The sequence below is a fragment of the Streptomyces sp. 351MFTsu5.1 genome (assembly GCF_000383655.1).
Taxonomy (GTDB): Bacteria; Actinomycetota; Actinomycetes; order Streptomycetales; family Streptomycetaceae; genus Streptomyces; species Streptomyces griseorubiginosus.
The window spans coordinates 143,274-160,573 of sequence record NZ_KB911795.1 but is presented as its reverse complement, the minus strand read 5'-3'; the positions used below and the strand labels follow the sequence as shown (position 1 = coordinate 160,573).

Here is a 17,300-nt window from a genome sequence, read left to right as displayed (position 1 = left end):
GCTACTCGCGCCCCGAGGCGACCACCGCCAGCACGGCCACCAGCCCCGCCGCGATCGCCAGCGGCAGGGCGAGGCCGTGGTGGAGCACCAGCCACGCGCCGAGCCCGGCCCCGGCGACCATCGCGACCACGGACGCCGTACGGCGCGGGGAGCGGGTGCCGGGGCCGCCGCCCGCGCGCGAGTCGGCGGCCAGGCCGGTCAACGTCATGGTCAGCACGGTCGTCGTCAGGTCAGGGATGCCGAGCCTGCGGACCGTGGCGTTGCGCAGGCCCATCGCGAACGCCGTGACGGCGATCAGGGTGTAGGCGGTGGCCGTGGCGCCGGGCGCGGCGAACGCGACCACGGCCGAGACGCCCAGGAGAACCGCCTCGGCGGCGAGCGTGAGCCGGGCCCAGGTGCGCCGGGAGCCGGAGCCGAGCCGTACGGCGACCCGGCCGCCCGCCATCGCGCCCACGACGAAGGAGCCCAGTGAGGTCAGGGTGTGCGCCACCGAGAAGCCGGGGGCGCCGGCCGCCGCGAACCCGAGCACGACGACGTTGCCGGTCATGTTCGCGGTGAAGACGTGCTCCAGGCCCAGATAGCTGACCGCGTCGATCAGCCCGCTGACCACCGTCAGCCCCAGCAGCACGGGCACCAGCCGCAGTCCGCGCGCCTCGGGGTCGTCGGCCGGCTTCGTGCCGGTGCCGCTCTGTTCGCTCATCGATTCTCCGGACAGCCGGACGGTCGGGGTGCACCCAAGTCCACCACGGAAGCGGGGGACTCTCGGATGCCGGGGTGCGCGGCGCGTCCGTAGCGTCGACGGGCATGAGGGATGAGACGCGCAAGGGCGAGGGAAGAAGGACGAGCGGGCGGACCCGCAGGGCACTCGCCGCGGCGGCGGCCCTGCTGCTCGCCGGGCTCGTCGTGGCCCCGGTGGCGGTGGCCGCGGACGGACAGGCACGGTCCGCGCCGCGCGGTGGGCTGCTGTCGGTCACGCCGGTCGCCGACCGGGACGCCGAGCAGGTCAGGGCGTTCCTGACCGGGCGGGACGTCGACGCCGACGTGGTGCGGTACGGCGTACGGACGTACCGGCTGACCTACCGGACCGTCGACCCGCACGGGGCGCCGACCACGGCGACCGGCCTGCTGACGCTGCCCGCGGGCGGCCCGCACCGCCTCGACCTGGTCTCCGACACCCACGGCACGATGGTCGACCGCGGCTACGCGCCCTCGGTGAGCGAGGACTTCGGGCGGATACCGTCGTATCTCCAGGCGAGCGCGGGCCGTGCGGTCGCCGCCCCCGACTACCTCGGCCTCGGTGAGGGGCCGGGCCCGCACCCGTACATGGACACCGCCTCGTCCGTGACGGCCTCCCTGGACATGCTGAGGGCCGCCCGGACCGCCGCGGACCGGCTCGGCCGTCTGCTCACCGGGGACCTGTACGTGACGGGGTTCTCCCAGGGCGGGCAGGTGGCGATGGCGCTGGGGAAGGCGCTGGACGGGGGCGCCGACCGGCACTTCCGGCTGACGGCGCTCGCCCCGGTCAGCGGCCCGTACGACCTGGAGGGCCAGGAGATGCCCGCGCTGTTCGACGGCCGGGTCAACGACGTCAGCGGGGTCCTGTACACCGCGTACTGGCTGGTCGCGCAGAACCGCCTGCACCCCCTCTACAGGGACCCCTCCGAGGCGTTCCGCGCGCCCTGGGCGAGCCGGGTCGAAGGGCTCCTCGACGGCAGCCACGAGCAGGAGGACGTCGTCAGGGGACTCGCCCCCTCGGTGAGGGAGCTGCTCACGCCTGCCTTCTACGAGCGGCTGCGGCACCCGTCCGGCGCGGTGCTGGACGCGATGCGCGCCGCCGACCACACCTGCGACTGGAAGCCGGAGGTGCCGGTGCGGCTGTACGCCGCGGCCGGGGACACCGACGTGCCCCTCGCCAACACCCGGACATGCGCCCGCACCCTCGCAGGTCAGGGAGCGAGGGTGCGGGTGGTCGATCAGGGGGCCGTGGACCACTTCGGCTCGGTCGTGGTGTCGGCCCCGCAGGTGGTGCGGTTCTTCGACGGGGTACGGCGGTGAGCCGCGCGGCGGGTCGAAGGTGTACGGCGATGCTGTGCGCGTCGGCTCAGTACCAGCCGTTGGCCTGCCAGAAGGCCCAGGCTCCGGTCGGGCTGCCGTAGCGGGAGTTCATGTAGTCCAGACCCCACTTGATCTGGGTCTTGGGGTTGGTCTTCCAGTCGGAGCCGGCGGAGGCCATCTTGGAGCCGGGCAGGGCCTGGACCAGACCGTAGGCGCCGGAGGAGGAGTTCGTCGCGTTGACGTTCCAGCCGCTCTCGTGCTCGACGATCTTGCTGAAGGCCGCGTACTGGGCGCCGTTCGGGATCAGTTGGTGCGCGATGGCCTTGGCCTGGGCGGAGGAGCTGGTCGTGGCCGCATGGGCCGGCGCCGCGGTCAGGACCAGGCCGGCGGTGGCGGCGGCCATCGCGGCGGTGGTGATGGCCTTCTTCGGGGAAGCGATGCGGCGGGCGATGCGGGAGACGGACACGGAGAACCTTTTCTTCGGGGACGGTGGTGTCGCTCGCGGTCCCGGGGGACATGCGTCGGCGCCGAGGCCCGTGGGCTTGTCGGCGCCGTGCGACGTCGTCCACAGAAACAGGTCCGGAAGGCGTCCGCAATGACCCCTTTTACTAGTTGTGGTCGAATCGCCGGGTATCACCGCCGGTGTGACCTGGCTCGCAAAGCGCAGGTCAGAGGGGGTGCCTGCTGGGTGTTATGTCCGAAATTCACCTACTGTTCCGCTTCGTAGGTGAGCTGCGTCATGTGGGGTGCTTCACCGCTCGGGCCCCTCGAATGTGACCTGGGCCTCGAAGGCGGCTCGGCGGGTGGCCCGGCGCAGCCCCCTGAGGAGAGCCGGGCCGAGGGTGAGCGTCAGGACGACGGTGATCAGGGCCCGGCCCAGGTCCCAGCCGAGCGAGGTGGCCAGGCAGTACGCGATGAAGCGGGCCAGGTTGGCGGGGACGCCGGCGTGCGGGTCGAAGGCGATGTTCGAGGCGAGGGCGCCCATGAAGGGCCAGCCGGCCATGTTCATGGCGGTGCCGTAGGCGAAGGCGGCGAGGAAGCCGTACGCGGCCAGGATCCGGACCTCGGTGCGGCCCGGTGCGCGGGCGGGCACCGGCAGCAGGCCCGCGCCCATCGTGAACCAGCCCATCGCCAGCATCTGGAACGGCATCCACGGGCCGACCCCGCCGGTGAGCAGGGCGGACGCGAACATCGTGACGTTGCCGAGCACGAAGCCGAAGCCGGGGCCGAGGACCCGGCCGCTGAGCACCATCAGGAAGAACATCGGCTCGATACCGGCGGTGCCCGCGCCGATGGGCCTGAGGGCGGCCCCGGTCGCGGCGAGCACGCCGAGCATCGCCACGGCCTTGGGGCCCAGTCCGGACTCCGCGATCGCCGCCGCGACCACCGCGACGAGGAGGACGAGCAGTCCGGCGAAGAGCCAGGGGGCGTCCTGGGTGTGGCTGCCGACCTGCGAGTCGGGCGGGGCGAGGAAGGGCCAGCCGAAGGCCGCGACGCCCACCGCGCTGACGAGGGCGAGGGTGAGCAGGGAGCGGGGGCCGAGGCGGACGGCTCTGGTGGTGCGGGGTGTGCGGGGCCTGCCGGGGGCCTGGGTCGTGGCCGGGCCTTTTTCGCCGGGGACCTCGGTCATGACAGGGCCTTCCGCACCTGGGCCACCGTGAGCCAGCGCTGCGGGGCGAGGATCTTGCTGACCTGGGGTGCGAAGGACGGGGAGGACGTGATGACGTCCGCCGCCGGACCGTCGGCGATCACCTCGCCCTCGGCCAGCAGGACGACCCGGTGGGCGAGCTCGGCGGCGAGTTCCACGTCGTGGGTGGCCAGCATGATCGCGTGGCCGGCGGCGGCGAGGTCCGTCAGCAGGCCCACCAGGCGGGCCTTGGCCGCGTAGTCCAGGCCGCGGGTCGGCTCGTCCAGGAGCAGCAGCGGTGGCCGGGCGGTCAGGACCACGGCGAGGGCGAGGGCGAGGCGCTGGCCCTCGGAGAGGTCCCGGGGGTGGGTGTCGTCGGTGACTCCCGGGAGCAGGTCGGTCACGAGGGCGCGGCAGGTGCCGGGTACGGCGGCGGCGTCCTTGTCGGCGGCCCGGCACTCCGCGGCGACGGTGTCCGCGTAGAGGAGGTCGCGGGGTTCCTGGGGGACGAGGCCCACCCGGCGGACGAGGTCCCGGGGCGGGGTGCGGTGAGGCGGGGCGCCGCCGACCTCGACCGTGCCGGTGCTCGGTGCCACGAGCCCTACGAGGGTGTTGAGGAGGGTGGACTTTCCGGCGCCGTTGCGGCCCATGAGGGCGATGGTCTCGCCGGGGCGGATCGTGAGGTCGATGTGGCGCAGGGCCTGGACGTGGGCTCGGCGGACGGAGAGGGCGGTGACGTGGGCGGTGACGTCCGCGGGGTTCGCCGTGAGGTGGCTGGGACGGGTGCGGAACGCCCGCCTTCGGCGGGGCGTCCCGGGGTTCCCACCCACACCAACCGTTTCGCTTTCGTGGTCGGGTGCGGGTGGCCCCTGTGGGGCGGTCCTGCCGTCGGCGGCCGCGGGTGCGCCGTCCTCGGGCCTGCTGCCCCCGGGCTTGCTTACCTCGGCCACGTGCCCGGCCAGCCGCTCCCTCAGGTCTCCCGCCCTGCGCCGGGCGTCCCGCACCGTCAGCGGCAGTGGCGACCAGCCCGCCAGCCGGCCCAGGTCCACCACCGGCGGGTACACCGGGGACTCGGCCATCATCCCGGCCGGGGTGCCCACCCGCAGGCGGGCGCCCGGGGCCGGGAGGAGGGCGACCTGGTCGGCGTACTGGATGACGCGTTCCAGGCGGTGTTCGGCCATGAGGACCGTGGTGCCGAGGTCGTGGACCAGGCGCTGGAGGACGGCCAGGACCTCCTCGGCCGCCGCGGGATCCAGGGCCGAGGTCGGTTCGTCCAGGACCAGGACCTCGGGGTGCGGGGTGAGGACCGAGCCGATCGCCACCCGCTGTTGCTGGCCGCCGGAGAGGGTGGCCAGGGGGCGGTCGCGGAGCGGGGCCAGGCCCAGCAGGTCGAGCGTCTCCTCCACCCGGCGGCGCATCACCGCAGGGGGCAGGCCCAACGACTCCATGCCGTACGCGAGTTCGTCCTCGACCGTGTCCGTCACGAAGTGGGACAGCGGGTCCTGGCCCACCGTGCCCACCACGTCGGCCAGTTCACGCGGCTTGTGGGTGCGGGTGTCGCGGCCGGCCACCGTGACCCGGCCGCGCAGGGTGCCGCCGGTGAAGTGCGGGACCAGTCCGCTGACCGCGCCGAGAACCGTGGACTTGCCGACGCCCGACGGGCCCACGAGCAGCACCAGTTCACCTTCGGGCACCTCGAAGTCGACGCCCTGGACGGTGGGTTCGGCGGCCCCGTCGTACGTCACGGAGACGTCCTCGAAGCGGATCACGGCGACGGCTCCTTGGGGGCGGGGGCGAGGAAGGCCGGCAGGAGGCCCAGCAGGACGGCCGCGGCGGGCCACAGCGGCAGGGTGGGCGCGACCAGCGGGACCACGCCTGGGTTCAGGGCGGCCGGGTCGGTGACGGCCGCGACGGACATCGCCGCGGCGACGGCCGCGCCGGAACCGGCGACCAGGAAGGCACGCGGAGTCCAGCGGTCCGGCCGGTACCGCGTGCGCGGCGTGCGGCGACCGCCCAGACGCAGCCCCGCGAGGGCGGCGGTCAGGCCGGCGAGGAGGACGGGGAGGCCGTACGTGCCGCCTTCGGCGGTGAGCAGCCCGTACGTTCCCGCGCAGACCCCGAGCAGACCGCCGAGGGTGAGGGCCGTGGTCGTCCGGCGGACGCGGGGCGGGACCTCGGCGGTACGGCCGTAGCCGCGGGCGTCCATCGCCGCGGCGAGGGCGACCGAACGCTCCAACGCGCCCTCCAGGACCGGGAGTCCGACCTGGAGGAGGCCCCGCAGACCGGTGTCCGGGCGACCGCGGAGACGCCGGGCGGCCCGCAGCCGCTGGACGTCGGCGATGAGGTGGGGGGCGAAGGTGAGCGCCACGACGACGGCGACGCCGAGTTCGTAGAGCGCGCCGGGGAGGGACTTGAGGAGGCGGTGCGGGTTGGCGAGGGTGTTCGCCGCGCCCACGCAGATGAGGAGCGCGGCCAGTTTCAGACCGTCGTAGAGGGCGAAGACGAGGGACTCCGCGGTCACCCTGCCGCCCAGCCGGATGCCCTGCGCCCACTCGGGGAGGGGGAGTTCGGGGAGTGTGACCAGGACATGGGTGCCGGGGACCGGCGAGCCGAGGACGACGGCGAACACGAGACGGACGAGGAGGACGGCGAGAGCGAGCTTGAGGAACGCGGCGTAGGAGCGGGCCCAGGGGGAGGGACGGCGGCAGGCGGCCACCACATAGGCGGACACGGCGACGAGGAGGGCGAGGAGCAGCGGGTTGCCGGTCCGGGTGGCCGCGACACCGAGCGAGAGGGCCCACAGCCACCAGGCACCCGGGTGGAGGGAGACGGGGCGAGGGGGCCGGTCGGCGACGGGGCGAGGGGGCTGGTCGGCGCCGGTGTCCGGTCTCACGCTCACGCCGGTGCCGCGAGGCCTCGCGCCGGAAGGCGCCCCGGCGTTGTCACGCATGGCGGCGGCGCCTCGCCTGCCAGGCAGCCGCCGCGGCCAGGGCCAGCACGGCCGCCGCTCCCGCCCACAGCCCCACGGACGGGCCGCCGTCGTGCTTCTTCTCGGCGGAGGCCGGCTTCCTCGCCCCGGTCACCGCCTCGCCGCAACCTGCCTGCGGATACCCCGAGATCGCGCACAGCAGGGCGTTCGTGCCGTACCGGAGCGGCTTCGCGACCGCCGCCAGGGCCTCCGCCGTCGTCGCGTCGCGGTCCACCACCGCGCAGGCGTCCCGCCCCGCCGGGGGCTTCTCACCGGAGGGCGCGTCCGCGGCCGTGCCGAAGTCGATGACCAGGGCGACGCGCTTGCGGCCCGCCTGGGCCGGCGTGTGCGCGCAGATCGCCGCGAAGGACGCCGTCCCGCGCGGCCTGCTCGCGTCCGACGAGTCCTCGCTCACCGCGAAACGGAAGCCCTGGACGTCACCGTCCGAGGGGACCGCGGTCGAGGGCCCCTGCGTGGCGTACGTCCACCTCGTGCCCGCGCGGTCCCAGAAGGACCAGTAGCGGTAGCCGGTGGCCCGGGCCGGTCCCGCCACGGCGAGGAGCAGCCCCGCCAGGACGGCGAGGAGGGCCGCCGCGACGGTGGGGCGGGCCGCCCGGCGGATCACGGCCGCTTCCTCTTGTTGCGGCCGCTGATGAGGAAACCGATGCCCGCGCCGGCGGCGAGACCCGCGCCCACGATCCACCACGGCGAGACGCCGGAGTCGTCCTTCGACGCGGCGACCGGTGTCGGGCCGCTCTCGGTCAGCTGCTCCACCAGGTCCTTGCCGCCGAAGTCCCTCGGGTCGGCGCCGCCCGTCTCGGCGGCCAGGATCAACTGGGCGTAGGCCGCCGGACCGCTCTGCTCGGCCCACTTCGCGGAGTTCCGCTCCAGCCACGCCAGGGGCTTCCGCGCGGCCCCGGTACCGCCCTGCCCGGCCAGCGCGACGACCGCGTCCGCCGTGTTGCCGTAGTCGGGCTGGTCCTCGGCGCCGGGGAGGGCGGACTTCAGGTAGCCGTCCTTCGCGACCGACTCGGCGAGATAGGAGGCCCCGTTGGCCGCGGCCTGCCGCGGAGTGAGGTCGGGCAGGTCGGCACAGGCGATCTCTCCCCGGACGTCGGCCTTCGCCGTCAGCGGGCCGCCCCCCAGGACGGCGACGACGGCCGCCGCGGTCGCGTCCGCGTTGGCGCTGAGCTTGCCCTTCTTGTCCGGCTGGTAGGCGAAGGCGCCGCCGTCCGCACACGGCAGGGACAGCTTCAGCAGGGCGTCGTAGGGCGACTTCGTGCCGCTCCTGACCTCCGGGACGGAGAGGTCCTGGGTGAGGAGGGCGCCGATCACCACGGACGTCGAGTTGGCGTCACTGGCCCCGCCGGGGGCGAAACCCCAGCCGCCGTCCTTGTTCTGGACGGACTTCAGCCAGGACACCGCCTTCGTGACCGCGTCGGCGTGCCCGCGGGCCGCGGACAGGGCCTGGACGGCCGCCGCGGTGCTGTTGGTGTCGACCATCAGCTTGGGGTCGCAGGCCTTGGCCGGGTTCGCGCGGTACGCCGGGAAGGCCCCGTTCGCGCACTGCTGTCCGGCCAGCCAGTCGACGGCCTCGGCGGGGAGCGGGGCGTGCACGCGGTGCAGGGCGATCAGGGCGTAGGACTGCCGCCAGACCCCGTCGTACGTGGGGTCGCCGCTGCCGTACAGCCCCGAGGGCAGGGACGGCGACGGGGACGGCGAGGCGGCGACGGCGGGCGCGGCCGCGCCGATCACGACGGTGGCGGCCAGGACCGCTGCGCTGCGGCGGACGTTCATGATCGGCGGATGCCCTTCTCCCTGCGGGAGCCGGGCAGCACGGGAGGAGCCCCGGGCGGCTCGGCTCCGTATACCTCGACGGTGCCGTGCACCGGCCGGTTGCCGATGCGCGAGCCGGTCACGAACCGTGCGGGGCAGTCCGGCTCACCGCCGTGACCGGCGGCTCACGGTTGCGGGTCAGCGCCGGAATTGCACCGGCTTCCCCCCGTACGGGTGTGATGACGACCTGGCTACTGTACTCGCCCGTAGAGAAGCCGCTGAGGGCCGCCTGTGAGGTCTCGATGGTGGTCGTTCGTCCCTATACCGCCACGTACGTCACCGGATCGCTCCCCGCCATTGCCTCCGCGCGCCCCAGCTTCACCAGCCGCCGCAGATGCGCCTCGGCCTCCGAGACCGCGATGTTGCGGGAGCCGTACGGGATCTGTGCCCAGGGCCGGTTCCACTCCATGCGCTCGGCGAGCTGCCAGGGGGTGAGGGGCTCGGCGAGGAGGGAGCGCAGGTCGGTGAGGCGTTCCTCGTGGTGCGCGAGCAGCTCCTCCACCCGGGCGCTCGCGTCGGTGAAGACGTGCTGGTGGGCCGGGAGGACCTCGGCGGGCGCGAGCCGGCCGATCCGCTCCAGGGAGTCGAGGTAGTCGCCGAGAGGGTCGGTGACGGTGGTGTCGTCGGGGTCCTCGTACAGGCCGATGTGCGGGGTGATCTCCGGGAGCAGGTGGTCGCCGGAGAACAGCCGCCCGTGACCGGGGAGTCGGGCGGGGTGCTCCTCCTCCAGGTGCAGGCAGACATGGCCGGGGGTGTGCCCGGGGGTCCAGATCGCACGGAGTCTGCGGCCGGGGAGGTCGAGGAGCTCACCGGGGACGATCTCGCGGTCGGGCAAGGCGGGGGAGAAGCCCGGGAGTCGGCGACGGCGTGCGGTGCGCAGGGGGGCGATGTGCTCCTCGGGGGCGCCCGCGGCCTCCAACTTGGCCGTCATGTAGGTGAACCAGCGCTCGGCCCGTGTCTCCCGGGTGCGCCGCACGATCGCGGAGTCCGCCGCGTGCATCGCGATCCAGGCGCCGGAGGCCTCGCGCACCTGCCCGGACAGGCCGTGGTGGTCGGGGTGGTGGTGGGTGATGACGACCCCGTGGATCTCGCCGACGCCGGTCCCGCACGCGGTCAGTCCCGCGGCGAGGGTGTCCCAGGAGTCCGGGTCGTCCCATCCGGTGTCGACCAGCACCGGGCCCCGGTCGGTCTCGACGACGTACACGAGCGTGTGGCCGAGAGGGTTGTCGGGGATCGGCACCTGAACGGACCTGACACCGCCGCCGTGGTCGTGCACCTGCGCCATGAGTTCCCCAATCACCGCGTCCCCGTCACTATAACTAGAACGGGTTTCGACGGTAGCCCGAGGTCACCAATGGCCGTGGTGCGCGGTCCGTGGACTCCTCGAAGTGGAACTGGTATCAGTTCCGTATCTGATGGATCGTCAGCAAGCCGCCGCAGGGAGGCGTTCGCCATGACCGAGCTCGTGGAACACGGACAGCTGTTCATCGGCGGGGAGTTGACCGACCCCCTGGGCGAGGACGTCATCGAGGTGATCTCCCCGCACACCCAGGAGGTCATCGGCCGGGTCCCGCACGCCTCCCGCGCGGACGTGGACGCGGCCGTCGCCGCCGCCCGCACCGCCTTCGACGAGGGACCCTGGCCCCGGATGACGCTCGACGAACGCATCGAGGTCGTCACCAGGATCAAGGACGCCATCGCGATACGGCACGAGGAGATCGCCCGCGTGATCTCCTCCGAGAACGGCTCCCCGTACTCCTGGAGCGTCCTCGCGCAGGCCCTCGGCGCGATGATGGTCTGGGACTCCGCGATCACGGTCGCCCGCAACTTCACCTACGAGGAGCAGCGCGACGGAGTCCTCGGCCGCATCCTCGTGCGCCGCGAGCCGGTAGGGGTCGTGGCGGCCGTGGTCCCGTGGAACGTCCCGCAGTTCGTCGCCGCAGCCAAGCTCGCGCCCGCGCTGCTCGCCGGCTGCACGGTGGTGCTCAAGCCGTCGCCCGAGTCGCCGCTGGACGCCTACATCCTGGCCGAGATCACCCGGGAGGCCGGGCTGCCGGAGGGCGTGCTGTCCATCCTCCCGGCCGACCGCGAGGTCAGCGAGTACCTGGTCGGACACACCGGGATCGACAAGGTCTCCTTCACCGGCTCGGTGGGCGCGGGCAAGCGCGTGATGGAGGTCGCCGCCCGCAACCTCACCCGCGTGACACTGGAGTTGGGCGGCAAGTCGGCGGCGGTCGTCCTGCCGGACGCGGACGTCGAGGCGGCCGTCGCGGGGATCGTCCCGTCCGCGTGGATGAACAACGGCCAGGCCTGCGTGGCCCAGACCCGCATCCTGCTGCCCCGCTCCCGCTACGACGAGTTCGCCGAAGCCCTTGCCGCGGCGGCGAGTTCACTCGTCGTCGGCGACCCGCTGGACCCGGCGACCCAGGTCGGCCCCCTGGTCGCGGAACGCCAGCAGCGCCGCAACCTCGACTACATCAGGATCGGCCAGGAGGAGGGCGCGAAGATCCTCACGGGCGGCGGACGCCCCGCCGGCCTGGACCGCGGGTGGTACGTCGAGCCGACCCTCTTCGGGGACGTCGACAACTCGATGCGGATCGCGCGGGAGGAGATCTTCGGCCCGGTGATCTGTCTGCTGCCGTACGGCGACGAGTCCGAGGCGGTGAAGATCGCCAACGACTCCGACTACGGCCTCTCGGGCAGCGTGTGGACGGCCGACGTGGCGCACGGCATCGAGGTCGCGAAGCAGGTGCGCACCGGCACGTACAACGTCAACACCTTCAGCCTCGACATGCTCGGTCCCTTCGGCGGCTACAAGAACTCCGGTGTGGGGCGGGAGTTCGGCCCGGAGGGCTTCGGCGAGTACCTGGAGCACAAGATGATCCACCTGCCGGCCGGCTGGGAGGGCTGAGGCGATGGGGGACCGCTGGCACGTCGAGGTCGACCGCTCCCTGTGCATCGGCTCGGCCCAGTGCGTCCACACCGCCCCGGACGGCTTCCACCTCGACACCGCCCGCCAGTCCCACCCCACCGACCCGGAGACCGACGCCCACGAGAGGATCCTGGCCGCCGCCGAGAACTGCCCGGTCGAGGCGATCATGATCAGCTTGCTGGGGAACGGGGAGCCGGTTTTTCCGCCGGAGGAGTAGTCCGTGCCGGTGCCGGTGCGGAGTAGTCGGTGCCGGTCCGGTGTCCGTGCCCCGGGCGCGACCGCGTACGCTCCTGCGGTCGTCGTACAGCAGGGGTGGAACACATGACCAAGTCCGAGGCCGAGAAGCTGATCGAGCAGGCGCGTGCGGCCTGGGACGCCGAGGAGTGGCTGCGGGCCGCCGAGTTGTACGAGCGGGTGCTCGCGCACTTCCCGGACCTCGAAGTGAGCGCGGTGTGGTGGTACGACGCCGCGCTCGCCCACAAGTTCCTGCGGAACTGGGCCAAGGCGTACGAGCTGGGCCGGGAGGCGGTCGCCCGCAGCCCCCGCGGCGAGGGCGACCCGGCGTACTGGAACCTCGGCATCGCGGCCACGATCCAGCGGGACTGGGCGACCGCCCGTGACGCCTGGACCGGATTCGGCATCCGACTCCCGGACGGCGAGGGGCAGATCGACGGCCGCTTCGGGCACGCCTGCGTCCGCCTCGACACCGGCGGTCAGCGCGAGGTCGTCTGGATCGAGCGGCTGTGCCCGACCCGCGGCCGGGTCGTCAACGTGCCCGTGACGGGCGGTCGGCGCTACGGCGAGATCGTCGTGCACGACGGCGAGCCCAAGGGCGAGCGGGTCGTCGAGGGCTCGAACTACCCCGTCTTCGACGAGCTGTTGCTCTTCGAGGCCTCCCCGCTGCCCACCCTGGAGGTCACCGTGGCCGCGGGCGAGGCGGCCGACCTGGAGGCACTCGTCGCCCTCTTCACCGACCACGGCTTCGGTGCCGAGCCCGCGAGCGGCGTCCGCATGCTGTGCGCCTGCTGCAGCGAGGGCACCCACGAGCAGCAGCGCACCGTCGACACCGGCGCCCAGCAGATCTCCCTCGCCGCCCCAGAGGAGGAGGCCAGGCGGCTCCTGGAGCGCTGGGCGGGGGAGCCGGGAATCGGACGGACCTGGAGCGGACTCGCGACGGTCGGATAGCCAGGGCTTGTCCGGCCGGTCATGTCGCTGGCAAGGTTCGAGCGTGTCCCGGACGAGCGTGAGCAACGAGACCGGCGAGATGGTCTGCCTGTGGGTCGAGCCGTGGGGAACCGATCACTGGTTGCGTCCGGGTGAGGAGTTCACGGTGGTGACCGAGACGGAGCCGGAGCAGTCGCCGTTCAACGTGGTCGTGCATGACCAGGGCATCACGGTGTGGGTGAACGGGGGTCATGACGCCGAGGTCCTCGACAGGAACGGTGACCTGGTGCCGTGCGGGCACCAGCGGCCCGCCGAGGACCGGCCGTACAAGTCCTAGCCGGCCGTACGGCACGGGTGCCCGGCGAGGCAGCCGCGTGGGCCAGGAGGCCTACCGCCGTGGTTCCGTCAGGTCGATCAGGCGGCACACCGTCTCGATGTCGATCTTCACCTGGGCGATGGAGGCACGGCCCGACAGCCAGGTGATCAGTGCCGAGTGCCAGGTGTGCTCGATCACGCGGACCGCCGAGAGCTGCTCCGGCGTCGGGTCCTGGAGGCCCACCGCGTCCAGGATGATCAGCGTGGTCTGGTGGGAGACCTGGTCGACCTCCGGGCTCACGCTGCGGTCCGCGAAGGTCAGCGCCCTGACCATCGCGTCCGCCAGATGCGGCTCGCGCTGGAGGGCGCGGAAGGCCCGCATCAGGGTCTCCGCGACCCGCTCGGCCGCGGTCTCGCCCTGCGGCGGCTTCTTGCGGAGCGTGCCGTGCATGTGTTCCAGCTGGTCCTGCATGGTGGCGACCAGCAGATGGATCTTGGACGGGAAGTACCGGTAGAGGGTGCCGAGCGCCACCTGCGAGGACTCCGCGACCTCCCGCATCTGCACCGCGTCGAACCCGCCCCGGCTCGCCAACTGCGCGCTCGCGTGCAGGATGCGGCGACGCCGCGCCTCCTGCCGCTCGGTCAGCGGCGGCGCGTCGGGTCGCGCGGTACTGGCTTCGACTCTGGGCGGCTTGGCCACCTTGTCCACCTTGGGTTCCGTGACAGTCCGTGAGGGCGTGTGATCACTCAGCATGACAGGGTGCCGGGCCGTGACGCGGGCGCGGCGTTCGTGGCGTGAATCACCTGATCCACCGCTCACAGGACTCCTACCTGCCGGTAGATTCAGAGCCTCCTGAACGATCAAGTCTGAAACTTGTTCTAGATTACCGTCTCGTCGTAATCTCGCGGGACAGTGCAGGCAGAAGGGGGCCCAGAGTGACCGCTGAGGCCAGTCAGGCGGGGTCTTCCGAGGACCTGGCCGCCGACGGCGAGCGACCGCTCCGTATCGCGCTCCTCACCTATAAGGGGAACCCGTTCTGCGGGGGTCAGGGGGTCTACACACGGCACCTCTCACGCGAGTTGGCCCGCCTCGGGCACCGCGTCGAGGTGATCGGCTCCCAGCCGTATCCCGTCCTCGACGGGGGCGTCCCCCTCACGGAGCTGCCCAGCCTCGACCTGTACCGCTCCCCGGACCCCTTCCGCACCCCGAAACGCGACGAGTACCGGGACTGGATCGACGCCCTGGAAGTCGCCACGATGTGGACCGGCGGCTTCCCCGAGCCGCTCACCTTCTCCCTGCGGGCCCGACGCCATCTCCGGGCCCGCACTGGTGAGTTCGACGTCGTCCACGACAACCAGACGCTCGGCTACGGCCTGTTGGGCGACATCGGCGCGCCGCTCGTGACCACCATCCACCACCCGATCACCGTGGACCGGCAGTTGGAGCTGGACGCGGCCGAGGGCTGGCAGCAGCGGATGTCCAAGCGCCGCTGGTACGCCTTCACCCGGATGCAGAAGCGGGTGGCCCGCCGGCTGCCCTCGGTGCTCACCGTCTCCGGCACCTCCCGCCAGGAGATCGTCGACCACCTCGGCGTCCGCGACGACCGTATCCATGTCGTCCACATCGGCGCCGACACCAGCCTGTTCAGGCCGGACCCGTCCGTGCCGGTCGTCCCCGGCCGGATCGTCACGACCTCCAGCGCGGACGTCCCCCTCAAGGGCCTGGTCTTCCTCGTCGAGGCGCTCGCGAAGGTGCGCACCGAACACCCCGGCGCGCACCTGGTCGTCGTCGGCAAGCGCCCGGCCGAGGGCCCGGTCGCGGCCGCCGTCGAGCGCTACGGCCTCGAAGGTGCCGTGGACTTCGTGAAGGGCATCTCGGACGCGGAACTGGTCGACCTGGTCCGCTCGGCGGAGGTCGCCTGCGTGCCGTCGCTCTACGAGGGCTTCTCCCTCCCGGCCGCCGAGGCGATGGCGACCGGCACCCCGCTGGTCGCGACCACGGGCGGCGCGATCCCCGAGGTCGCCGGCCGTGACGGCGAGACGTGCCTCGCGGTACCGCCGGGGGACCCCGGCGCGCTGGCGGTGGCGCTGAGCCGACTGCTGGGCGACCCGGACCTGCGGGCCCGGCTCGGAGCGGCGGGACGCGAGCGCGTCCTGGCCCGCTTCACCTGGGCCCGCGCCGCCGAGGGCACGGTGACCCGGTACCGGGAGGCGATCGCCGCCGGTGCGGGACGGACTGCCGTCCGCCCGACGGTCCGGACCCGAGCGCGCTCTGCGGCTGCTGCGGCCGACTCGGCTCCTCCCGCCACCGCATCTCCCGCTGCCGCGACCCCAGCGGCTGCTTCCGCTCCCGAGGCGCCTGCGGTTCCCGTGAGCCGCGAGGCGGAAGCGGCGGCCGTGGAGGGTGGCGAGCCGGCCGCCACCGCCGTTCCCGAGCCGTCCGCCGTCGCCGTCCCCGGGCCGGCGGCCGCCCGGGCCGGTGCCGGGTCCGCCGGTCCCGGCAATCCCGCCGCCTCCCCCTCCGACACCGGTGTCTATCCCGAAAGCAGGGCCACGTGCTGACCGTCGACTTCTCCCGGTTTCCGCTCGCGCCGGGCGACCGCGTCCTGGACCTCGGCTGCGGGGCCGGCCGGCACGCGTTCGAGTGCTACCGGCGCGGCGCCCAGGTCGTGGCCCTGGACCAGAACGCCGACGAGATCCGCGAGGTCGCCAAGTGGTTCGCGGCGATGAAGGAGGCCGGCGAGGCCCCCGAGGGCGCCACGGCCACCGCCATGGAGGGCGACGCGCTCGCCCTGCCCTTCCCCGACGAGTCCTTCGACGTCGTGATCATCTCCGAGGTCATGGAGCACATCCCCGACGACAAGGGCGTCCTCGCCGAGATGGTCCGGGTGCTCAGGCCCGGCGGCCGGATCGCGATCACCGTGCCGCGCTACGGCCCCGAGAAGGTCTGCTGGGCGCTGTCCGACGCGTACCACGAGGTCGAGGGCGGCCACATCCGCATCTACAAGGCGGACGAGCTGCTCGCGAAGATCCGCGAGGCCGGGCTGAAGCCGTACGGCACCCACCACGCGCACGCCCTGCACTCCCCGTACTGGTGGCTGAAGTGCGCGTTCGGCGTCGACAACGACAAGGCGCTGCCGGTGAAGGCGTACCACAAGCTCCTCGTCTGGGACATCATGAAGAAGCCGCTGGCGACGCGGGTCGCCGAACAGGCCCTCAACCCCCTGATCGGCAAGAGCTTCGTGGCCTACGCGACCAAGCCGCACCTGCCCGCCGTGTCCTCCGTGGACGCGCGGTGACGACTCCGCGTACCGAACACCTCGTCCTGCCCGGGGTGTTGACCGCCGAGCAGGCCGCCGGGACCGTCGCCGGGATCCTGGCCGTGCAGCGCGAGGACGGCGCCATCCCGTGGTTCCGCGGGCACCACCTCGACCCGTGGGACCACACCGAGGCCGCGATGGCCCTGGACGCGGCGGGCGAGCACGAAGCCGCCGAGCGGGCCTACGAGTGGCTCGCCCGGCACCAGAACGAGGACGGTTCCTGGTACGCGGCCTACCAGGACGGCGACTTCGCGGAGGTCACCGACCGGGGGCGCGAGACGAACTTCGTCGCCTACATAGCAGTAGGGGTGTGGCACCACTACCTGTCCACCGGCGACGACACCTTCCTGGACCGGATGTGGCCCGCGGTGTACGCCGCGACGGAGTTCGTGCTGGCGCTCCAGCAGCCGGGCGGGCAGATCGGCTGGAAGCGGGACGAGGACGGTACGGCGGTCGCGGACGGCCTGCTGACCGGGTCGTCGTCGATCCACCATGCGCTGCGGTGCGCTCTCGCGATTGCCGATCAGCGCGAAGAGGCGCAGCCGGACTGGGAGTTGGCCCTCGGCGCCCTGCGGCACGCGATCCGTCGCCACCCCGAGCGCTTCCTCGACAAGGACCGCTACTCCATGGACTGGTACTACCCGGTCCTGGGCGGGGCGTTGACCGGTACGGAGGCCAAGTCCCGTATCGAGGAGGGCTGGGAGCGGTTCGTCGTGCCCGGTCTCGGCGTGCGGTGTGTCGTCCCCAACCCGTGGGTGACGGGCGGGGAGTCGGCCGAACTCGCCCTCGCCCTGTGGGCGACCGGCGAGTCCGACCGGGCGCTGGACATCCTCCAGTCCATCCAGCATCTCCGGGACCCGGAGAGCGGGTTGTACTGGACGGGGTTCGTGTTCGAGGACCAGGCGATCTGGCCCCGCGAACTCACGACCTGGACGGCGGGCTCACTGCTGCTGGCCGTCGCCGCGCTCGGTGGCCACGAGGCCACGTGCGCGGTGTTCGGCGGGGACCGTCTGCCGCTGGGGTTGGACCCGGACTGCTGCGCCTGAGAGCGCGGGGACTTCTGCCCGACGGCGGCTGCGGATG

At 73.0% G+C, this 17,300-nt stretch carries 17 protein-coding genes and 1 riboswitch; of the genes, 8 read left to right on the top strand and 9 right to left on the bottom strand.

Going from position 1 to position 17,300, the window contains the following annotated elements; all coding sequences use genetic code 11:
- Window position 1: 1 nt before the first annotated feature.
- Window positions 2–700, bottom strand: coding sequence for a YoaK family protein (locus tag H295_RS0135250; protein WP_020140068.1), 699 nt, complete (start codon window positions 698–700; stop codon window positions 2–4).
- Between the two features lie 104 nt (window positions 701–804).
- On the opposite strand from H295_RS0135250, the gene H295_RS0135245 reads away from it, so the two are divergent.
- Window positions 805–2,055, top strand: a complete 1,251-nt coding sequence (locus H295_RS0135245; protein ID WP_028810035.1) for a hypothetical protein — start codon at window positions 805–807, stop codon at window positions 2,053–2,055.
- A gap of 46 nt (window positions 2,056–2,101) precedes the next feature.
- On the opposite strand, the gene H295_RS0135240 is transcribed toward H295_RS0135245, so the two are convergent.
- The 7 genes from H295_RS0135240 to H295_RS0135210 all read right to left on the bottom strand — a co-directional run bounded on the left by H295_RS0135240 (window position 2,102) and on the right by H295_RS0135210 (window position 9,771).
- Window positions 2,102–2,521 (bottom strand): transglycosylase SLT domain-containing protein, encoded by a 420-nt coding sequence (locus H295_RS0135240; protein ID WP_020140066.1) that lies wholly within the window; start codon window positions 2,519–2,521, stop codon window positions 2,102–2,104.
- A gap of 285 nt (window positions 2,522–2,806) precedes the next feature.
- Window positions 2,807–3,685 (bottom strand): ECF transporter S component, encoded by an 879-nt coding sequence (locus H295_RS0135235; RefSeq protein ID WP_020140065.1) that lies wholly within the window; start codon window positions 3,683–3,685, stop codon window positions 2,807–2,809.
- Entirely contained in the window at window positions 3,682–5,451 is a 1,770-nt protein-coding gene (locus tag H295_RS0135230; RefSeq protein ID WP_020140064.1) for an ABC transporter ATP-binding protein, read from the bottom strand. Before H295_RS0135230 ends, H295_RS0135235 begins: the two co-directional genes overlap by 4 nt.
- A complete protein-coding gene (locus H295_RS0135225; protein ID WP_420706282.1) occupies window positions 5,448–6,632 on the bottom strand; it encodes an energy-coupling factor transporter transmembrane component T in 1,185 nt (394 codons plus the stop codon). The genes H295_RS0135230 and H295_RS0135225 overlap by 4 nt, the downstream gene beginning before the upstream one ends.
- Window positions 6,625–7,275: an SCO2322 family protein gene (locus H295_RS0135220; RefSeq protein WP_020140062.1), complete on the bottom strand. Its 651-nt coding sequence runs from the start codon at window positions 7,273–7,275 to the stop codon at window positions 6,625–6,627. The genes H295_RS0135225 and H295_RS0135220 overlap by 8 nt, the downstream gene beginning before the upstream one ends.
- Window positions 7,272–8,447, bottom strand: coding sequence for a prenyltransferase/squalene oxidase repeat-containing protein (locus H295_RS0135215; protein ID WP_020140061.1), 1,176 nt, complete (start codon window positions 8,445–8,447; stop codon window positions 7,272–7,274). Before H295_RS0135215 ends, H295_RS0135220 begins: the two co-directional genes overlap by 4 nt.
- Before the next feature lie 132 nt (window positions 8,448–8,579).
- A riboswitch (cobalamin riboswitch) is annotated at window positions 8,580–8,652 on the bottom strand.
- Between the two features lie 93 nt (window positions 8,653–8,745).
- Window positions 8,746–9,771 carry an MBL fold metallo-hydrolase gene (locus H295_RS0135210; protein WP_020140060.1) on the bottom strand — a complete coding sequence of 342 codons (1,026 nt, stop codon included), beginning with the start codon at window positions 9,769–9,771 and terminating at the stop codon, window positions 8,746–8,748.
- Window positions 9,772–9,939: 168 nt separating this feature from the next.
- Between H295_RS0135210 and H295_RS0135205 the strand changes: the two genes are divergently transcribed.
- The 4 genes from H295_RS0135205 (at window position 9,940) to H295_RS0135190 (ending at window position 12,919) form a co-directional block, all read left to right on the top strand.
- On the top strand, window positions 9,940–11,397 hold the full coding sequence (locus H295_RS0135205) for an aldehyde dehydrogenase (RefSeq protein ID WP_020140059.1): 1,458 nt from the start codon (window positions 9,940–9,942) through the stop codon (window positions 11,395–11,397).
- Between the two features lie 4 nt (window positions 11,398–11,401).
- A complete protein-coding gene (locus H295_RS0135200) occupies window positions 11,402–11,635 on the top strand; it encodes a ferredoxin (RefSeq protein WP_020140058.1) in 234 nt (77 codons plus the stop codon).
- A gap of 104 nt (window positions 11,636–11,739) precedes the next feature.
- Window positions 11,740–12,603 (top strand): tetratricopeptide repeat protein, encoded by an 864-nt coding sequence (locus H295_RS0135195; protein ID WP_020140057.1) that lies wholly within the window; start codon window positions 11,740–11,742, stop codon window positions 12,601–12,603.
- Window positions 12,604–12,646: 43 nt separating this feature from the next.
- A complete protein-coding gene (locus tag H295_RS0135190) occupies window positions 12,647–12,919 on the top strand; it encodes a hypothetical protein (RefSeq protein WP_020140056.1) in 273 nt (90 codons plus the stop codon).
- Window positions 12,920–12,970: 51 nt separating this feature from the next.
- On the opposite strand, the gene H295_RS0135185 is transcribed toward H295_RS0135190, so the two are convergent.
- Window positions 12,971–13,606 (bottom strand): TetR family transcriptional regulator, encoded by a 636-nt coding sequence (locus H295_RS0135185; protein WP_020140055.1) that lies wholly within the window; start codon window positions 13,604–13,606, stop codon window positions 12,971–12,973.
- A 227-nt stretch (window positions 13,607–13,833) separates the two neighbouring features.
- On the opposite strand from H295_RS0135185, the gene H295_RS0135180 reads away from it, so the two are divergent.
- From H295_RS0135180 to H295_RS0135170, 3 genes are read left to right on the top strand one after another with little or no spacing between them, the layout of a single operon-like run.
- Window positions 13,834–15,459 (top strand): glycosyltransferase family 4 protein, encoded by a 1,626-nt coding sequence (locus H295_RS0135180; RefSeq protein ID WP_020140054.1) that lies wholly within the window; start codon window positions 13,834–13,836, stop codon window positions 15,457–15,459.
- On the top strand, window positions 15,453–16,196 hold the full coding sequence (locus H295_RS0135175; RefSeq protein WP_020140053.1) for a class I SAM-dependent methyltransferase: 744 nt from the start codon (window positions 15,453–15,455) through the stop codon (window positions 16,194–16,196). The genes H295_RS0135180 and H295_RS0135175 overlap by 7 nt, the downstream gene beginning before the upstream one ends.
- Window positions 16,193–17,263: a prenyltransferase gene (locus H295_RS0135170; RefSeq protein WP_020140052.1), complete on the top strand. Its 1,071-nt coding sequence runs from the start codon at window positions 16,193–16,195 to the stop codon at window positions 17,261–17,263. The genes H295_RS0135175 and H295_RS0135170 overlap by 4 nt, the downstream gene beginning before the upstream one ends.
- Window positions 17,264–17,300: the final 37 nt, after the last annotated feature.

Excerpts from the sequence above, each read along its gene's own strand:
- H295_RS0135205 (WP_020140059.1), top strand. The coding sequence starts at position 9,940 with ATGACCGAGCTCGTGGAACACGGACAGCTGTTCATCGGCGGGGAGTTG.
- H295_RS0135210 (WP_020140060.1), bottom strand. The coding sequence starts at position 9,771 with ATGGCGCAGGTGCACGACCACGGCGGCGGTGTCAGGTCCGTTCAGGTG.
- H295_RS0135245 (WP_028810035.1), top strand. The coding sequence starts at position 805 with ATGAGGGATGAGACGCGCAAGGGCGAGGGAAGAAGGACGAGCGGGCGG.
- H295_RS0135250 (WP_020140068.1), bottom strand. The coding sequence starts at position 700 with ATGAGCGAACAGAGCGGCACCGGCACGAAGCCGGCCGACGACCCCGAG.
- H295_RS0135195 (WP_020140057.1), top strand. The coding sequence starts at position 11,740 with ATGACCAAGTCCGAGGCCGAGAAGCTGATCGAGCAGGCGCGTGCGGCC.
- H295_RS0135225 (WP_420706282.1), bottom strand. The coding sequence starts at position 6,632 with ATGCGTGACAACGCCGGGGCGCCTTCCGGCGCGAGGCCTCGCGGCACC.
- H295_RS0135235 (WP_020140065.1), bottom strand. The coding sequence starts at position 3,685 with ATGACCGAGGTCCCCGGCGAAAAAGGCCCGGCCACGACCCAGGCCCCC.
- H295_RS0135215 (WP_020140061.1), bottom strand. The coding sequence starts at position 8,447 with ATGAACGTCCGCCGCAGCGCAGCGGTCCTGGCCGCCACCGTCGTGATC.
- H295_RS0135200 (WP_020140058.1), top strand. The coding sequence starts at position 11,402 with ATGGGGGACCGCTGGCACGTCGAGGTCGACCGCTCCCTGTGCATCGGC.